Annotated in this window: 16 protein-coding genes and 1 pseudogene; 2 read left to right on the forward strand and 15 right to left on the reverse strand. The window is 60.3% G+C overall.

The window, feature by feature from the left end; translation table 11 throughout:
- Nucleotides 1–287: 287 nt before the first annotated feature.
- Nucleotides 288–617: pseudogene (locus GW587_RS19350) on the forward strand (helix-turn-helix domain-containing protein); the annotation flags it as partial.
- 2 nt (nt 618–619) lie between these two features.
- On the opposite strand, the gene GW587_RS19355 reads toward GW587_RS19350, so the two are convergent.
- The 3 genes from GW587_RS19355 to GW587_RS19365 form a co-directional block, all read right to left on the reverse strand.
- Complete coding sequence (locus GW587_RS19355; RefSeq protein WP_166106244.1) at nt 620–1645, reverse strand: tyrosine-type recombinase/integrase; 1026 nt, start codon at nt 1643–1645, stop codon at nt 620–622.
- A gap of 418 nt (nt 1646–2063) precedes the next feature.
- Nucleotides 2064–2804 carry a toll/interleukin-1 receptor domain-containing protein gene (locus GW587_RS19360; RefSeq protein ID WP_166106245.1) on the reverse strand — a complete coding sequence of 247 codons (741 nt, stop codon included), beginning with the start codon at nt 2802–2804 and terminating at the stop codon, nt 2064–2066.
- A gap of 149 nt (nt 2805–2953) precedes the next feature.
- Entirely contained in the window at nt 2954–3640 is a 687-nt protein-coding gene (locus GW587_RS19365; protein ID WP_166106246.1) for a hypothetical protein, read from the reverse strand.
- 70 nt (nt 3641–3710) lie between these two features.
- Here GW587_RS19365 and GW587_RS19370 point away from each other — a divergent pair, with 70 nt between their 5' ends.
- The gene (locus GW587_RS19370; RefSeq protein WP_166106247.1) at nt 3711–4409 is read left to right on the forward strand and encodes an SOS response-associated peptidase; all 699 of its coding nucleotides are present in this window, start codon (nt 3711–3713) and stop codon (nt 4407–4409) included.
- 16 nt (nt 4410–4425) lie between these two features.
- Here GW587_RS19370 and GW587_RS19375 read toward each other — a convergent pair whose 3' ends face one another.
- The 12 genes from GW587_RS19375 to GW587_RS19430 form a co-directional block, all read right to left on the reverse strand.
- Entirely contained in the window at nt 4426–4719 is a 294-nt protein-coding gene (locus tag GW587_RS19375; protein ID WP_166106248.1) for a hypothetical protein, read from the reverse strand.
- An 80-nt stretch (nt 4720–4799) separates the two neighbouring features.
- The gene (locus GW587_RS19380) at nt 4800–5048 is read right to left on the reverse strand and encodes a hypothetical protein (protein WP_166106249.1); all 249 of its coding nucleotides are present in this window, start codon (nt 5046–5048) and stop codon (nt 4800–4802) included.
- On the reverse strand, nt 5045–5452 hold the full coding sequence (locus GW587_RS19385; RefSeq protein ID WP_166106250.1) for a hypothetical protein: 408 nt from the start codon (nt 5450–5452) through the stop codon (nt 5045–5047). Before GW587_RS19385 ends, GW587_RS19380 begins: the two co-directional genes overlap by 4 nt.
- Nucleotides 5449–5913 carry a D-Ala-D-Ala carboxypeptidase family metallohydrolase gene (locus tag GW587_RS19390; RefSeq protein ID WP_166106251.1) on the reverse strand — a complete coding sequence of 155 codons (465 nt, stop codon included), beginning with the start codon at nt 5911–5913 and terminating at the stop codon, nt 5449–5451. The genes GW587_RS19385 and GW587_RS19390 overlap by 4 nt, the downstream gene beginning before the upstream one ends.
- The gene (locus GW587_RS19395) at nt 5910–6341 is read right to left on the reverse strand and encodes a hypothetical protein (protein WP_166106252.1); all 432 of its coding nucleotides are present in this window, start codon (nt 6339–6341) and stop codon (nt 5910–5912) included. Before GW587_RS19395 ends, GW587_RS19390 begins: the two co-directional genes overlap by 4 nt.
- On the reverse strand, nt 6320–6796 hold the full coding sequence (locus GW587_RS19400) for a hypothetical protein (protein ID WP_166106253.1): 477 nt from the start codon (nt 6794–6796) through the stop codon (nt 6320–6322). Before GW587_RS19400 ends, GW587_RS19395 begins: the two co-directional genes overlap by 22 nt.
- Nucleotides 6793–7026, reverse strand: coding sequence for a hypothetical protein (locus GW587_RS19405; RefSeq protein ID WP_166106254.1), 234 nt, complete (start codon nt 7024–7026; stop codon nt 6793–6795). The genes GW587_RS19400 and GW587_RS19405 overlap by 4 nt, the downstream gene beginning before the upstream one ends.
- Nucleotides 7027–7035: 9 nt before the next feature.
- Entirely contained in the window at nt 7036–9009 is a 1974-nt protein-coding gene (locus tag GW587_RS19410) for a hypothetical protein (protein WP_166106255.1), read from the reverse strand.
- Nucleotides 9009–10148 carry a hypothetical protein gene (locus tag GW587_RS19415; RefSeq protein ID WP_166106256.1) on the reverse strand — a complete coding sequence of 380 codons (1140 nt, stop codon included), beginning with the start codon at nt 10146–10148 and terminating at the stop codon, nt 9009–9011. Before GW587_RS19415 ends, GW587_RS19410 begins: the two co-directional genes overlap by 1 nt.
- Nucleotides 10145–15961, reverse strand: a complete 5817-nt coding sequence (locus GW587_RS19420; protein ID WP_166106257.1) for a DUF4214 domain-containing protein — start codon at nt 15959–15961, stop codon at nt 10145–10147. Before GW587_RS19420 ends, GW587_RS19415 begins: the two co-directional genes overlap by 4 nt.
- Nucleotides 15954–16361: a DUF1799 domain-containing protein gene (locus GW587_RS31425; RefSeq protein WP_166106258.1), complete on the reverse strand. Its 408-nt coding sequence runs from the start codon at nt 16359–16361 to the stop codon at nt 15954–15956. The genes GW587_RS19420 and GW587_RS31425 overlap by 8 nt, the downstream gene beginning before the upstream one ends.
- Nucleotides 16313–16660, reverse strand: coding sequence for a hypothetical protein (locus tag GW587_RS19430; RefSeq protein ID WP_166106259.1), 348 nt, complete (start codon nt 16658–16660; stop codon nt 16313–16315). Before GW587_RS19430 ends, GW587_RS31425 begins: the two co-directional genes overlap by 49 nt.

Below are 16660 nucleotides of genomic sequence, written 5' to 3' on the forward strand. Positions count from 1 at the left end.
GGCGCTCTTCGCTTACCGTTACAACCTCGATTGTTTGCTTGTTCCTAGTCATATGCACAGTCCTATTCCTATCCGTAAGAATAGCGCATAGGCCGTGTACGGTGAATCAGGGGGCTATCTCAATGCCCGGCCGGTAGGACGTAATAAACTACCCTTATGGAGACTCTTTGTCGCCCATAGGTGTTGATTTGCAGCGAAATCTGACCCACTTTGCCGCATAATTTGCAAACGAATCTGACCCACGTTTAAGACACAATCCTGCTCACGACATTGAGCGGGGAATCGGAGTGATCGACGTGGCATTACTAGGCATTATTCGACGCTGGCACATTCGTGACCAGATCCCATTGAGAGAGATTGCCAGGCGTCTGGGCATCTCGCGGAACACCGTCCGGCGCTACCTGCGCTCGGAAACCATAGAGCCGGCCTACGCTGAGCGGCGCTCCAAGCGGGCCATCGACCAATACGCTTTCCAACTTTCGGCGATGCTCAAGACCGAGGCGGCGCGATCCCGCAAGCAGCGGCGCACGCTGAAACAGATCCACGAGGATTTAAAGGAGTTGGGGTTCGAGGGGTCTTACGACAGGGTCGCGGCGTTCGCGAGGACCTGGAGGGAGGGTCAATTCGAGAGGGTCAATCCGGCCAGCAAACGAACAATGACTTCTTTCGCGTAGCCCATGCCGCGCAATGCGGCGTTGATGGTGTTCTCGCTCATACATGCATCGTCGGTGCGAAAACTCGGAAACACAAATTTTCCGTGGCCTGTCACCCGATGCAGTTCGCGCAGAATCTCCACCGCCTGCCGCGCCAGCGGCACCATGTGTTCGACCTTCATCTTCATTTTCGCTGCGGGGATGCGCCACTCCGCCGCGTCCAGATCGAATTCCAGCCATTCTGCGCTCCGCAATTCTCCCGGACGCACAAACAGAAGGGGCGAGAGCTTAAGCGCCGCCACTGCCACAAAATGGCCGTTATAGCCGTATATGGAACGCATTAGGGCCGCGACCTGCTTTGGCTCCGTGATCGCGGCAAAATTAGTTCGCGGCACAGAGATCAGCGCGCCCCTCAGATCCGCCGTGACATCGCGCTCCACCACGCCAATCGCCACACCATATCGCATGATCTGGCCGCAGACCTGCTTGATGCGATGGGCCGAATCAATTGCGCCTCGTGCCTCAACCTTCTGCACCACTGTAAGGATGTCACGCGGTTTGATCAACGCTACCGGCAGCTTGCCAAGGTAGGGAAACAGGTCATGCTTCAACCAGGCCGCCACCTTCTCCTGGGTGCCAGCTGAGCGGCTATGCGACATCATCGCCAGCCACGCCAGCGCCAGCCCTTCAAAAGTGTTGGCTGCCTCATGAACCTTGTTTGCTTTAGTCTCGCGTTTGAGTTGGCTTGGATCGATGCCAGCCGCCAGGGCCTCGCGAGCCTCAGTGCGAAGCTTGCGGGCCTGCGCCAGCGAAACTTCAGGATAAACACCAAGCGCCAGCGTCTTTTGCTTACCGAGCCATCTGTAGCTCATACGCCAGTACTTGTGCGTCTTTTTGACCAGCAAGAACATGCCCTGCCCGTCGGAATGCTTATCTCCCGCAGCCGCACCACTATGCTTGACGTGCCGGATAAAGGTGTCTGTCAGTGCCATAGTTGACTCCGGTGTTGGTACTTTTTTTACCTGCTGAGGTAAGTACCAACAAAAAGACCAACCAGATGTTGGTATTTCATGCTAATTCATTAAACGTCCGGGGACAGCAAAAAACCCGCTTCTCCTATGGGAAAAGCGGGTCTCGGTACTTCTTGGTATTTCTTAATGCTGAGTTCTGGTGCCGCTTGCCGGAAACGAAAAACCAATATAATCAAATAGTTATACTGCTCTTTACCATCTTCCCGCCAGAAAAATTTAGCCGTCCCCGCACAATGCGATTCCCCGATCTGGAACCGAATTCAGTGCCAGCGGTGTAAGCGCACAATCGCCATCATCACGGCTTCAAAAGTACGCCAGACCTATGTCCTTAAAAATATACCTACAAGCAAAAACTGCCCCCCTAAGTTCTTGTCACCAACTAGCTCCGGATTAGCTTATGCAACACGGCGTATTCCTTACCGGAAGACCTAATTCCTATCCTATTTAGAGAATCTCTAGCAAGTAAGCCTTGCTGCAAAGCTTCATCAATTGCGAAATCGAGCAGTATTCTGGATACCGGTGCGGCCTTCAAAACATGCGCGTAAAGTATCCACGTATCCGGCGTTTTCTCGAAGAGCGATACCACTACCTGCATCACCATCCGGACATTGTCGATTGTAGGTTCTGCAGGAGTCTGTGCAACTGGCTTGAACAGATCATGCGATATAGGCGGTTTTACGAATAAAGGCGCACCTACGAGAGTGCGGACAAGCTCATCATAGGCATATTCATTGTCCGCGCCGGAAAAATCAATGAAATATTTAGAAGAGAGGAACGTGGGAACCGTGCGTCCGCCATCCTGACGAATGATTGGAATTACTTTAGCAGACTCGATTGACTTCATGAGATCGGCTGTGACGATCATTTTTTCGTACCCGACCCCGCCGGCCCCCGAGTTCGCTTTTGCTACATATGCACCCGTGCATATCATCAGTACTCGATCGGCAGATGCCAAATTCTGTTCCATAAAGTGCGGTATGTCCCCACCAGGCTGTAACTCCCACTGGTCAAGAATCGCGTCAACACCAGAGTTACGCAAACGAATTGCAAAATTCATGGTCCACTCTTTATGAGCCTGCGAGTCATGCGAATACGAAATAAATACTTTAGGAATTTTCATGGAACTTGGACCATTGTCAAAAAAGATAGCTCGAGAATAACACCAATTTCTCTCAACCTAGACCGATATGCCTCGTACCGATGATGGCTTGGTGCTTTCCCCTATAAAGCTACCAGCTCGCTGAACCCAGTTACGCCGAAAGTTACGCCTCAACGCAGGTCACCGTTTTTGCGCCGGCGCCGGTCATCCTCCGGCTCCTCAATTTCGTATTCGCAGAGCCAGCCCTGGCGCACTAGCCGCGCCGGCCGGCTCTCATAGGCCTCGTGCTGCTGGAACCCGATCAGCGAGAACCGCTCTTCGGACATCCACCCCAGCTCGACGTCAACCAAGGCACCTCCAAAAGTCCTCTCCCGATCTTTCCCACGAGTCAGGTCGGCTCGCATCGTTTGGCGGCCGAGGGAGGTGGCGTGCGCACTGGCCACTACCAGCTTGCCCTTGGTGCTGGACGCGTAACGATCGAAGATCGCGCCCTTCCTGAGTTCCACACCGTCCTTGTGCGTGTGGCGCGCCAGAAAGCCGACGGCATACGGGGGCGGCGCGAGCCGGCAAATCCACGACTGCGCCACTCCGGCAATTCCGCCCTCGGCTTGCCCCTCCTCGGCACCGCTAAGCACTAGGTCCCAGCCGTTGCCCCATACCAGGCGCGGCGTGACCAGCTGCGCCAGCGGCACCCGCGAGCCGGCCAGAAAAAGGCGCGCGACTCTTGACGGGCGGCGCTTGCCCTGATCGGTTACCTCGACCACCAGCAGCTCCAGCAGCTCGGGCGACGCCGCGAATTGGATTGGCTCATCGAGCAGCGCGCCGCCCGACCGCCTTCTTGCTACCCACGCTTTCATTTATTTCACCTGATAAATACTGTATGCGCGTACAGTATATCAAAAAGGTGACGCGGGTTATGATAACTGCATGTGTGGACGCCTAGATCAGAACGACATTAGCCGCCTCCTCGTCAACTTCGACTGGGTGGACGAAGTATTGAATCGCAGTGAGGCGGCGGGCCGCTGGAACGTGCCGCCCGGCACGTACAGGCCGGTGCTGCACATGGACGGAGGCCGCCTGGTAGCTGACGACGTGTTCTGGAGCTACCGCCCTGCGTGGGCTGCGGCCGCGAAACCGGTCCCGCCGAGGAAAAAAATCCCGATCGCAGTCAATGCCAAGGTCGAGAAGCTCCTCGGCGCCTACTGGAAGCCGCTCACCCGGGCCGGGCGCGGCATCGTGTGCGCAAACGGTTGGTACGAGTGGACCGGAGAAAAGGGATCGAAGCAGCCGTGGCACATCCATCGGAGAGATCGTGAGCCGCTATTCCTCCTGGCGCTGGCCAACTTCGGGCCGTTCGTCGAGAACCGCGAAGAAGCGGGCTTCGTGCTTGTCACCGCCGATTCCCTGGGCGGCATGGTCGACGTGCACGACCGCCGCCCCGTCGCGGTCAGCGCCGAGGACGCGCGCCGCTGGCTGGATCCGGCGTTGACGCCCGAAGAAGCCGAGCACCTGGCGCGCACCGCGATGCTCGACGTCGAGCTCTTCGAATGGTTTCCGGTCACCCGTGCGCTAAACACCGGCGCAGACGGCCCGGAAATGGGCGAACCGATCGAGCTGGCCGCCTGAGGTCGCCAGCATCGCGCTATTTTCTCAGGCCTTTCAGCCATGCACGCACTACCGCGATATGCTGGTCAAGGTGCTGGTCCCCACCCTTCCAGTGCAAGGCCATGGCGCGCAAGAGATGTGCAACGGTCGCTGCTGCGGTGACCGGGACATCTTCCTTCTGGATCATCATCTCGACGGCCTGTGCGGCCCGCGTTAAACGCAGCCAATCGTCACCGTCTAGTTGCGGCGCAACCGTGGCATTCGCCAATCCGACCCAGTTGGACAAGATGTCGCGGAGGTCATTTGGCAGGGTAGGCGCACTTTTTACCATCGTTCGATTCCTTCAAAACGCACGATGATATGGCGAGCCTCTATCCTATGGTTTGCGATTTATCAAATTATCAATACTAGCTATAGGCATCCCGCAATCACCGCCTCTAGCTTTTGCTCGTAGGCACGACCTCGCGGCCAATCGCGCGCGAGCGCCAGGACCTTCTCGCCATCGGCATCGGAGATCGACATCTTCCCAAACTCATAATCGGGGCGCGGCGGCACCTCCTTTACACACGGAGCAAGAACGGGAATGTCGACCCGCTGGGTGGCCGGCGGCAGTGCGCCGCAGCCGGCCAGCAGCACGCTCAGCAAGATCCATTTTTTCATTTGATGTCCTTCAGCAACTGGTCGACGATGGGCATAGCTTCGGCACAGGTGGTCGCGCGCTTGCCGGCGGCCGCCGCCAAGGCAGCATCGAAGCGTTTGCCATTTGCTGCGGCGAGCTGCTGGGCGGCTAGGCCGCGCGCCTCAGCCTTCAGCTTCTCCTTGCCCAAGGCAATGATGGCTGTATTCTGGGTGTTGATGCCGGCGCGCAGCGCGGCGCTGGTACCCTGCTCCACCCGCAGCGCCACCTCGGCCTTGTCGCGGTCGTGCGCCGCCAACCACCAGCCGCCGCCCAGCGATCCGCCGGTAAGCACCAGCAGACCGGCAAGCACAATGGCGCCGACCTTCCACAAGCCGCCGGTCACTGCACCACCGGCGGCGCTGGCCATGTCGCCGAGCGCGCTCACAGTCGCACCCGTATAATTCCCGGCCGCGTGCCGTGGCGGTCGATGGTGATGATCCGGTTGACCGCCTTGGCGGGTACCGGCCGGCCGACGTGCACCCAGGTCAGTTCGTTGATGAGCTGGCCGATGCCCAACTCCGCCATCTTCGGCGCCAGCGCTTGGCAGACATCGTAGGGCGTCATGCCAGCTGCCTTGAAGTCGGCCGCCATCCCCTTGACGTGATCGCTGGTATCCGAACTGCCTACTGCTCGATTGACCTGCAGCGCGCGATAGCCGCTGATATCGGACAGCGGCGTATCGCGGTCCTGCAGCGTCGACAGGTAGTCGCGAATGCGCTGCATCATGTTAGCGGTACGCTGCAGTTCGGCGATCACGGTGACGGAAGGCGTATTGTCCAGCCCGTCGCGCACGGCCGTGGCTGAATAGGTCAGCTCCGCCAGCGTGAAGTTCTTCGTCAGGTTCATGGTTGAACTCCTTCAGTTTGTGGTTTGCCTGCGAGGCGGTCGACCTGCGCCAGGCCGGCGCCGAGGTAGCGATCCAGCACGCGCGAGCCGCCGAACGCCGCAATCGTGATGCAGCCCGGCTGCAACAGCAGCGGGAATTCCTGCCAGGCGATCACCGAATACGTGACCAAGCCGGCCACGACTGCCATCAACATGTCGCTGGCGACGACCCAGCGCATGTTGGTGATGACCACGTCAGGGCTGGCGATCTTGCGGAGCGTGGCGGCGGCACCGCCGATCAGGGACAGGCCAAGCGCCACGGCGACGGCCGCTGCTGGGATTTTCGAAAGGTCGCTGGCGAACGTCGTCGTGGCCGCCCACGCACTGGCGCTCCAAAACATCGCCAACCAAGTCCAGGCCGCTTTTTTTAGGAGGCCGTAATTTTGCATGCTTGATCCTTTGATCTCTGGGTGGCGTCGATAAAGGCGACGGCCATGATGACCGACGTGTGCCAGACGTAATAGACAAGCAGCGAAGCTGGGCGCGCGGTGCTGACCGCGATATAGAGCTGGGCAACGTAGCCGAACGCCATGCCCACCAGGATGAAGTGGCGCTGCGCCAGCGCCAGCGGCCACCGGAAGCGGCACGGCAGCACGTCGTTGATGATCGCGTCGGCCAGCGCCCAAGCGCCGATCAGCATCACCGCCCACGCGAGCACCATGCCTTCGGGCGTTGAGGCGATCAAGTGCAGCAGCGAACGCGGATCGGTCATCGCCACGTACCAGCTGACGATGGCGTTGCCTCCGATGTAGAATCGAAAAACCGAACCCGCGTGCGCCTGAATCGACTTGCGCCGGTGATGCGTGCGGCGCTCCGCCAGTGGCCGGGCGGCGGCGCGGCTCATTTTGCCGGCTCCGGTTCGGGTTGCGGATCCTCCGGCGGCGCCGGCCAGGTGGTCGGATCCTCGGGATCGATGCCCTCACGCCAGCGCCAGGTGTAGCCGTTGCTGGTGCAGTACCATTCAGCGTGGCAGCGCGAGGCTACGATCGTGGTGAAGTGCACACCGTCGGCGTTGATCAGTTCCGCATCGCCGGGCAGCTCGTCGCCGGCGCAAGTGTAAAGAATTCCGCTCATTTTTGCTCCTTAGGGCGAGATGATAGTTGCGAGCGCCACACCGCCATTACCCGAGATCAGGGTGGCACCTACGGTAGTGTTGGAGGCTAAAGCAACACCGCCTGTTCCGCCTGCGTAGTTTGAAGTACCGCTATTCAACACCGCACCGCTGGAAGCGGTAGTGCAAGCGATCCCCCCGGTGCCTCCCATCAAAGCTGCAATGCCTGTAGCCGCGCTGGACCCGGATGACAAAATCAAAGCACCACTGCCTGCGCCCGATACACCCCCTCCAGTGCTAGTGCCGCCCGCTACTGAAGGAGAACCAGCCCCCGTAAAGTTAAATGGCGCAGCGACGAGATTTCCCGCAAAATCGGGATCGACACCTGCCCCACCCACCCCAGGTGAAGAAGTAGTGGCATTAGGGGATGCCGAATCCGAGCCGCCGCCGCCGCTGGTCGCGGTTGAATTTACCGCCGTGGCGTCGCCGCTTTTGCCGCCAACACCGGCGCCGCCAGAGGCCGCCATCACCCCCCCGGTTCCGTTGCTAGTCACTTGTACATCTCCGCTTTTGTTGGCGACTCCCTTGTAAGGCGGTGCGGCGCCCCCCGATGCCCCAGCGGCACTGATTGCGGAACCCGTCAGCGTGACAGTGACCGTCCCCGAAGGGCTGCCCGGAAAATTGAAGTCGCCACCGGAAGCCGTGCCGCCGGCAGCGCCGGCTGCAACGGTGGAATTAGTTGAACCCACAGTGGCGTTGCCCTTCTTTCCGCCGCCGGCTGTGAGTGATACGGAACCGCCAACAAAGGTCGAATCGGCGGCGTCGTTGCCGTTGACAGCACCCGGAGCGGCGCCCGTGAGCGATACCGATGCCCCCCTCGACCCGAGATTGAGCACGAAAGTATCGCCTGCCACCGCGTAAAATGTTTTGATCACAATCCCGCCGGTCGAGGAACCACTGGCGGCGGCCCGGTCGTTATTGTGTGCCATAGCAACGGCGCCGGATCCAGAAGCCGCTTCTAAAATAATCGTGTGCCACCCGGTAACGGAGGCGGTGAAGACGGTGGAAGTCTTGTAGACCCGCACTACTCGGCCCGGCGAACCCGACCCGCCGCCGTTATTGCGGCGAACCGTGACACGGAACACTGAAACCGTGTCGGCTACCACGTCAAGTTCATCTCCGATATTGATCGTCGTTGAGCCCCCGTGCACGTCCAGAGTGGCGCTTGCCGTAATGGGAAACGATGCTTCCGCGCGCAAGGTGCGCTTGGCACCGGGCTGCGGCGCATTTGGGAACCCGGTGATCGCCGCCGTCTGCGTGATCGGGACGTAGTTGCCACCGGCGCCCCAGATGTCCGGCGTCGCACTGCTGGCCGGCGCGGTGCCCTTTTTCTCGTCGAGGGCGCCGGTCAGCTGGCCGCCGGCGGTGCCGCCGGTACCGCCCTGCGCGCCAGCGGGCGAAATGTTCCAGTCGGCATAGGTTCCGGCAGGTCCTTCCACGTGGGTGATCGTCAGCGTCAGCGTGGTGCCGACGTAGGACGCGACCACCCCGAACGCTTTTGCGGCCGGCGTGCTGGCGCTGACGGCCACCATCGGAACGCCCCCCAGGAACTGCTTGCCAGCGGGAACCGTAAATGCCTTGGTACCATTGGTGAGCGTCAGGGGCGTGGTGCTCGACGCGGTGACACCTGCGGACGAATTGGCGGACGCGACAGCACTCGCGGCGGCAGCCACCTCGCTGGCATGCGCGGCGGATGCACTCAAGGCCGCCGCGTCGGCGCTGTCGTCAGCGGCGCCTGCTGCGGCGCCGGCGGCTGTGGCACGCGTGCCGGCCAAGGCGGCGCTGTCTGCTGCCGCACCCTGCTTCGCGTTGACGTCGGCAGCGAGCGCGTTCGCCTCGGTACCCCAAGCGGGAAGGTCCGCCATGTATTTACCAGTCGCCTGGTCGAAGTCAGCCTGCGACATCGATTGATTCGGCAGGCCTTCCATCAGTTTTGTGATCGGCATTAAACAGTCCCTTCGATTTGCAGTGCCATTTTTGAGTGCTTGGGGCCTTCGATCACATTTTTGAACGAAGAGAACTTCCCGGCCAGCACAGTTGAGCCATATTCTTTGGAGCCTATGTAGACCAATGTGCGTTGGCGTGCGGCGGCGAGCTTTTCCTGAACGTAGTCGATCAGATCGTTGGCCAGCAACACATCGATCGTCATGCGCTTGGAGAAGCCACGCTCGGTTGTCTCGCTGGTGCCGTCGAAATTGAACCTGGTCGTCGAGTAGTCCTTGATGTCGGTTCCGAGCCCGTAATAAGTGCCACCGATATCCTCGACCGGCCCGATGCAGCACATGCCGCATTTGGCGACGCCGCCCGGCTTATTGATCGTGATTGAGACCGTCGCGTTGTAATAGAGCGGCAGGTCCAAGGTGAGGAAATAGCTCTTGCGGCGTCGGCGTCCGAAAAGCCACCGATAGAAGCTGCTGCCCGAGTTCGAGGTTTGCATGCTGGTTGCCTGGCTGTAGACAGTGCCGGCAACTGGATCCGTCGACGTAATCACAATCTCCGCGCCGTCGACGTTGCCCAGGAAGATGCCCTGCGCGATTGCCAGCGGCTTGACGTTAAGCACGATGGACTCAGCGCGCTCTGTCTGCGTGTTGTTGTAGGTGTCGAGCATCTTCCAGCGATTGGTCGCGCCGGCCGGTAGCCAATACGTCTTGTCTGTCAGCGGCCGGTTGAAGTTTTGGCCGGCCGTCACGTTGTGCACTCCGGACTGGCTGCCGGTGAACGCGATCGCCGCGCCGCCGACGGTGCCGCTCACCGAGTAGGCGTTCGTCGTCGGCGCCACCACGAAATAGACGACATTGGGAAGCAGGCCGGTCGGGAGCGCACCGGTGCTCGCGAACGAGACTGGAACGCCAGCGACCAGCCCGTGCGCGGCGCAGTTGATCACACCCGGTGACGCAATAGAGATAGTCACCGGCGCCCGCACACCCACCTTCGAGTCGTAGAGCATGTGCGCCGCCGGGTCCATGATCCGGTCGCCGGCGGCATACACCCGGGTCAGGCTCTGGATCGGCGCGTCATCTTCCGGAACATTAGAGCTGACGAACACGCCGGGGGCGGACACCGCGATTGGGTCCAGGATAATCATGCGGTTTCCACTTCTTTGGTTGCGATTGGCGTTTCGCCGTTGATGGCGCCGTCGAGCGAGTCGGCGGTGTTGAGTGTGTTTTTAGCGATCGCGTACAGCTCCCGGTTGCGCATTTCCTTCACCTCCGCGCGCAACAGGCGCAGCTCGGCAACCACCTCGCTGTTGTCGCCGCCATTCAGCATTGAGCGCGTTTGGCTGGCGTTGAAGATGCGCGATGGCCCCGTTGCCTCCAGCTCAGGTCCGTTCTCGCCGACGATGCGCAGGCCGCCCATGAAGTCACCACCTGCAGCGAAGCCTGGCGGATGCAGCTTTTTATACTCATCGCTGGCGATGAAGCCGGCCTTGATCGCATCCCACGACTGGCCAGCAGCCAGCGCAGCCTCCCAAGCATCGACGCCGGCAGCGTCGCCCGTGCGGCCCAGCAGGGACTTGTACAGCGCCTGGATCTTGGCCTCGTCCGACCCTTTGATGGCGCCCACAACATCCACGCCATTGCCGGCCTGGCCCTTCCAGTAATCGACCTCGCTTGTCGATGCCGCGCGACCCAAGAATTGCGAATACGCGTCTGCCGTTGTCGCGCCCACGTTGGCGACAGGGTTCGCCATAGCCGCTTTGATTGCGTTCGCGAACGCGGCCAGCATCGCCGGGATCGAAGCTACGCCGATGTTGATGCCGTTCAGCACGTCAAGCTGGGCCTTGGCGGTATCGATCAAGCCGTCCAGACGCAGCACTTCCGCGTCATACGCCAGCTGCGCTAGATCTTTCTGCTTTTCCAGCATGATCAGCGCACGCTCTTCTGTTCCCAGCTGGTCGTCGGTCAAGTCGGCCAACGCAGCCAGGTTGTTTTGCGTGCTGTATAGATCACGCTGGTAGTCCAGATAAGACGAAAACTGATCGGATGCATCCTTGCTAAGCGTAGACAGTGCGCCCTTCAACGAATCCGCATCCGGCATCACGCCACTCGCCCGAGCGACTGCAAGTGCAGCGGCGACCTGGGCTTGAGCTGACACACGGTCATCGACCGCCGAACCCGACTGCCCGCGAATGCTGTCGAGGGTGCCGTGCAGCGCGTCCGACAGCGAGGTCAATTTCGTCACCAGACCCGAGGTCCTATCGATCTGCGCCTGAATGGAGTCCATCACCGTTTTGTGTGCGGACTCCAGCAACTTCTTCTGCTCACCGACTGCGGCGGTCAAGCCGCTGAATGCGCTCTCGACCGCAGTCAACAGCGCCTTGCCCAGCGCCGCAGCCGCATCCCGTTGGGCCTTGGTCAGCGCCTCAGTCGCGGCCTTCGCATCCACCACAGCCTTGGCCTCCGCCTTCAGCGCCTCAAGGCGGTCGTACAGCGCCAGAGTGGTTGCATCCATTCCCCTCGTTTCGATCGCCCGTACCTCGACGACCGTCATGCTCGCCTTGAGCAGCGCGTCGATCTGCTGCTGATAGCCCTCATTCACGCTGGCCAGAGCGGCGGCTGAATCCTTCGCCGCCTGCGCCACCACCACTTGGTCGTACAGCGCCAGATTGTGGCCATCGATCGCCGCGCGCGCCTTTGCTGCCAGCTGCGCCTGCGTCATCGTCAACTCGTCCAACTGGTTGCGCAGGTCGACGCGCTCGTCGGCGATTGCCTGCTCCGACTTCGTCAGGTCGACCGTGGCGACATGCGTTTTTGCGTACGCTTCCGACAGGGCCAGCACCGACGCGTAACGCTGCGCGCCGGCCTCGGTGGCGAGCGCGCCCGAGTTCACCAGGCCAAGCGCGTATTCCTTGAACTTGTCGCGTGTGTCCAAGCTCTGCAGGCCCATAGCTGCCAACTGGTCGGTAACGTACTTTTGCACCGGTGCCAGCCGCTCGGCCTCCGTGAGAAAATTGTTCGCGAACGCCGACGTCTGGCTGGCCAGACCATCGATACCGCCCGTCAGTTCAATCAGCCGCTCACGCGCTGCAATGCTGGACGTGCCGGTGGCGCCGAATGACGTGCCGATCGATTCCATAATCGAGTTCAGATTTGCGTAGTTCGTCGCGACACGGGTCAGCGTCTCGAAATAACCTTCGCCTACCTGCTGGAATTGCTCCAGGCCGGCGACACCGAACTGCGCCATGTCATCACCGAGTTTGGCGAACACGGATTCGAGGGCGGACTGGATTTCCTCGCCTTTCAGATCCTTCAAGCTGATCTTGCCGATGTCGACAACGAACGAGTTCAAATGCCTGGTGAACTCGTCGCCGCCCACGCCCAGTAGCTCGGCAGCGGTCTTGACGCCAGTGGCCAGGCTCAGGATCACTTTTGAGAATTGGTCATTAGCCTCGGCTCCCAGTTCGGTCTTCGGCGAGTCGTATTTGTCGCTATGGAATAGCCCGCCCGACTTCTTGATGTCGGTGTATTGCTGCGCATTCAGGCCGCCGGCGGCGATGCTACCCAGAGACGCCGCGTTCGCCGTGAGGCCGGTGTCGAGCGTTGTGACTTTACCTCCGAAGACGGAACTTGCGATTTTCCCGGCCCAGCCGCCCAGGGCCTGATCTAATTTACTAAAGGCGAGGCCGATCACGCCGCCAAAAACCAATTGGAATTTGTCGTTGTTGACTAGGTTCTCGGCAGCGCTCTTGCTGCCCGCAGGCATTTCACCAGTCAGTCCCGAGCCGCGCACCAACAGGTTGCCCAGGCCGCCGATAGAGTTCTCGATGGCCTTCAGCGAGGCCAGCATACCGGCGGTGTGCGTGAGCTCGATGCTGGAGTTGGTCGCAGCCAATTCGATCGAGCGCGCGATAGAGTCGGATTTTGCCGATTTATCGCCGAAAACGGAACCGGTGCCTTGAGTCTCCTGACGCTGAGCAGAAGTCATTCCTCCGCCCCCGCCGCCTCCAGCGATCTTCACTCCCATGCCGGCCAGTAGCGCCACCACGGCGGCACCGGCCGCGACGTTGAATGGGAAAGGGATGGACGCCAGCGTCTTGGCGAATGCCGCCACACCGTCGGCGGCCGCACGGATTCCGGAGTTGACCACCGACGTACCTGTCGCCGCCGTGTCCACAGTGGTTTCGGTCGCCTTGCTCGCCACAAACAAGCCCGTGAACGCTTCGAGCAGACCGCTCTTGCGTACCGTATTCTCAATTGCCATCGCCATTTCAACAGCGCGGAACGCCTTCTCAGTGGTTTCGAGCGCCTTATAGCCTTTGCTGTTTTCCTTGAAGAATCCCCTCGCGGCGCCGGCCATGTCACCATACGACTTAATCTGCGCCTGCGCGCCCTGCTGCGCTGCTAGCGCCTGGGCCTGCGCAATCTTGGTCGGATCGCCTTTCGCATCCAGGATAGCGGCTGCCAGCTGCGCGGCCACCGTCGCTTGCGCACGCTGGTAGCCAGTCAACGCGGTTGTCAGGCTACCGATGGCCGATCCGATGCGCCCGAAGGATGCCTCCATACCAGCGGCGGCCTGGCGCGCAGCATCATCTACCGCCTCCATGATCTTCAACATTTCGGTAGCGCGTGTCAGGTCGACATCGACCAGCAGCTTCTTGGATTGGTTCCTGTACCAGGTGTTGTATTCGCCTTGCAGCGAACGCTGAGCTTCGGTCCCAGCGCCAGCAATAGCAATCCGCTCCTGCCACATGTCGACGTCGATCGCCAGCAGCGCGTCGGCACGAGCCTTCGGATCCGCCAGAGATTCGGCTGCGAACTTGGCATTCTCGGTCTTCAGTGAGCCGGCATATGCCAGCGCCTTGGACTGGGCTAAAGTCGCCTGTTCGACGGCAACCCGGGCCATAGCCTCGCCTTTCAGCTGAATGATCTGCTCATCACTGATGGCTCGACCCGCAATTTTTTGCTGGCTCAGGAATTGCTCCAAAGCGGCCTGCTCTTTGACCTCCACCATCGCAAGTTCACGCGCGTCGCTGGATTGTCCGTACGCCTGGTATTCCGCGGCCAGTTGGGCGGTCGACGCGGAGCGGGCAGTAGTGCTCTGATCGATGTACTTGGCGACCTCTTTCTCGGTCGCGCGCGTTTTCAGCAACAGTTCAACGGCCGCCTGCTCGTCGAGTACACCGCGCACGGTGGCCTGGTGCGCACTGCTCAGCTTGAGCTTGCCCGACGCCAGCTCCTGGTCGAGTTTGATACGGGCCTTCTGGCTCTCGGTCGCATTGGCATCGAGCGCCAATTCCAAGCGCCCTTCAGCAATCTTCGATTTGATTCCGGAGATAATGCCGGCGTATGCTTCGCGCTCAGCCTTGATGGCCTCGGTGTTGTCCTTGGTGGCCTTCAATAACTTTTTCTTATTCTCTTCGACGGTACCATCTGCTGCCGCCACGGCATTTGAGGACATCTCATATGCCATCATCTCGACGATGTTCCTGTCGATGGTGTCGATCTCCGCTTGATGTGCCGCATTGAGCGCGGCCGTGCGTGCAGTGAATGTGCCGACGGCGCCGCCGGCAGCGCGCAAGCTATCTGCATACGCATCCATCTCGGCGGCGCGATCATCCTGACCAATCAGCGAAAGTCCTTTTGCGACGGCGGAAACGAAGCCCGCGTGCGCGGCCTTCATCGTGCCAATGGCAGAATCCCAGGCGAAGCTGATTGCTTCGACCGCCATCGTGCCGCCGTATTTTAAGTTCTCCCAACCCTTGAGCATGACGCCCACGAAAGTCAGGCCGGCGAGCCGCGCCTCGACAAAGTTATCGCGCAGGTAAGTCCCGATCTGCCATCCAGCGAATGCCGCGAACAGCGCATTGCCAGCGAGCTGCATCTTCGTCAGCGCTCCGGATGCCAGTTCCGCCTGTACCGAAGTACCGAACAACGCAGTGTTGAGGCCGATGGTCGCGGTCTGGCCGATCAGCACATTCATCGCATAGGTTGCGATCACCCCGACCAAAGTGGAGACCACAGCAGCGACTGCCGTGTAGATCGCGGGCGCGGCAACGAAAAGCGCGAAGTAAGCCGCCGCAACTTTCACTGCTGGGCCAATCGCATTAACGATGTAACCGACACTGTCCGCGATGTCCTCGGCCCACTTGCGCAGTTCGCCGCTTTTGCCCAATGCATCCACGCGACCGGATAGTCGGCTGATGGCGCCGTCGCTGTCGAGCAGCCGGCCTGTGAAGGCGGCCAGCGCCGGCAGCAGGCTGTCGGTCAGCACATCGTACATTTCCGCCGTCCGGACCTTCATCAAACCCATGGCATCCTGGAAACCAGATGCCTGCGTGGCCGCCTGCTGGGTTCTGCCGGAGAACTTGTCGACGCTTTCGGCGACGTCGTTCATATACGGCATCAATTCCTCTGCTGACTTTTTGAACAGCGTGTTCATGACGGCGGACTTGCCAGCGCCGTCCTCGTAATTTTGCAGGCTTTTCGCGATCCGGATAAACGTCGCGGCCGTGTCCTCGCCCTGGATATCTTTCGCGGAGATACCGAGATCCGACAGCGCTTTGCGCGCCGCGTTGGATTCGTCACCAGCCGCGCCAAGGGTCTTCGCCAAATTGAAGACGGCCTTGTCGACGTTGCCGAATTCGACATTGGTCATCATCGCGACCTTCTGCAATTTCGACAAACTATCCACAACCGACGAACCGGTTTTTTGCGCCGAGTCGTCGAGCTGGGCGAGCCGGTCGATAGATTGGCTGACGCCGTTGATGATCCCGGCGAAGCTCAGGTAGGCGGCGCTGGCGGCGGCGACCGTGCCGGCGATGCCTGCCATCACTCTTGCAGTCGACCCACCGAGCGCGGAGATATTCTGCAGGGACCCGGTCGCCACGGCGAGCAAGCGCTGGAACTCACTCACCGCCTGGTTTGCATCGCCTGTGATAACTACCCGAGTCTCAGCCATCTTTTCTTTCTTCCCATGCGCGAAGAGTCGCGCGTTCCATTACTTGAATTTCACGAAATACTCGCTGCTCATCGCGGCGCTTGATGCGCCAGTTCCGCATCACCATCTCGACTCCCTGGTAGTTCAGACCGACGGCGCCATTAGCACCGATGTTCCACTGTGTACCCACCGCATGGAAGAGATTCCAAGACCGGACGTTCTCCGGCCAGAGATACAGTTCTTCGAGCTTAGTGACCGGCGTTACTGCCACAAGCCCGATAGCAGCTAGCGCCTCGTCCACCACCCTCTGCTCGCGGGCGAGTGCGCCTTCGGTTTCGATCAGGCCGAGCGCCGCGAAGCGCGCGACCTGTTCTAGTTTTTTTCTGTCGCCGCCTGCCCTTTGACGTACGCGTTGAAGCACACCGCCGCCATCCCGCTGATTTCAAGCAAAGCGGCGAACGAGTCTTCATTGAACGGCGCCGGCTTGTCGTCTTCGTCCAAAACCAAGGTCTGTTTTTCCCAACCCTTGGCCACTTCCTGGAGGACTTCCTGCATCAGTACCTCGCCGCCGACCAGACGGTCCTTCATCTCCTTCGCGCTCATGCGCGTGCAAATCAGGGCAAATTTAAACGGCACTGGATTGCCATCCGCATCGGAGATCGAGCCCTTTACAGGAATGCGGGCGGTGTTGCTGATAATCGTTTTGTACTTAGTGCTCAT

This window comes from Duganella aceris, from assembly GCF_011090165.1.
GTDB classification, from domain to species: domain Bacteria; phylum Pseudomonadota; class Gammaproteobacteria; order Burkholderiales; family Burkholderiaceae_D; genus Rugamonas; species Rugamonas aceris.

Coding starts and splice junctions, on each gene's coding strand:
- GW587_RS19355 (WP_166106244.1), bottom strand. CDS start 1,645: ATGGCACTGACAGACACCTTTATCCGGCACGTCAAGCATAGTGGTGCG.
- GW587_RS19360 (WP_166106245.1), bottom strand. CDS start 2,804: ATGAAAATTCCTAAAGTATTTATTTCGTATTCGCATGACTCGCAGGCT.
- GW587_RS19365 (WP_166106246.1), bottom strand. CDS start 3,640: ATGAAAGCGTGGGTAGCAAGAAGGCGGTCGGGCGGCGCGCTGCTCGAT.
- GW587_RS19370 (WP_166106247.1), top strand. CDS start 3,711: ATGTGTGGACGCCTAGATCAGAACGACATTAGCCGCCTCCTCGTCAAC.
- GW587_RS19375 (WP_166106248.1), bottom strand. CDS start 4,719: ATGGTAAAAAGTGCGCCTACCCTGCCAAATGACCTCCGCGACATCTTG.
- GW587_RS19380 (WP_166106249.1), bottom strand. CDS start 5,048: ATGAAAAAATGGATCTTGCTGAGCGTGCTGCTGGCCGGCTGCGGCGCA.
- GW587_RS19390 (WP_166106251.1), bottom strand. CDS start 5,913: ATGAACCTGACGAAGAACTTCACGCTGGCGGAGCTGACCTATTCAGCC.
- GW587_RS19395 (WP_166106252.1), bottom strand. CDS start 6,341: ATGCAAAATTACGGCCTCCTAAAAAAAGCGGCCTGGACTTGGTTGGCG.
- GW587_RS19400 (WP_166106253.1), bottom strand. CDS start 6,796: ATGAGCCGCGCCGCCGCCCGGCCACTGGCGGAGCGCCGCACGCATCAC.
- GW587_RS19405 (WP_166106254.1), bottom strand. CDS start 7,026: ATGAGCGGAATTCTTTACACTTGCGCCGGCGACGAGCTGCCCGGCGAT.
- GW587_RS19410 (WP_166106255.1), bottom strand. CDS start 9,009: ATGCCGATCACAAAACTGATGGAAGGCCTGCCGAATCAATCGATGTCG.
- GW587_RS19415 (WP_166106256.1), bottom strand. CDS start 10,148: ATGATTATCCTGGACCCAATCGCGGTGTCCGCCCCCGGCGTGTTCGTC.
- GW587_RS19420 (WP_166106257.1), bottom strand. CDS start 15,961: ATGGCTGAGACTCGGGTAGTTATCACAGGCGATGCAAACCAGGCGGTG.
- GW587_RS19430 (WP_166106259.1), bottom strand. CDS start 16,660: ATGAGCACTAAGTACAAAACGATTATCAGCAACACCGCCCGCATTCCT.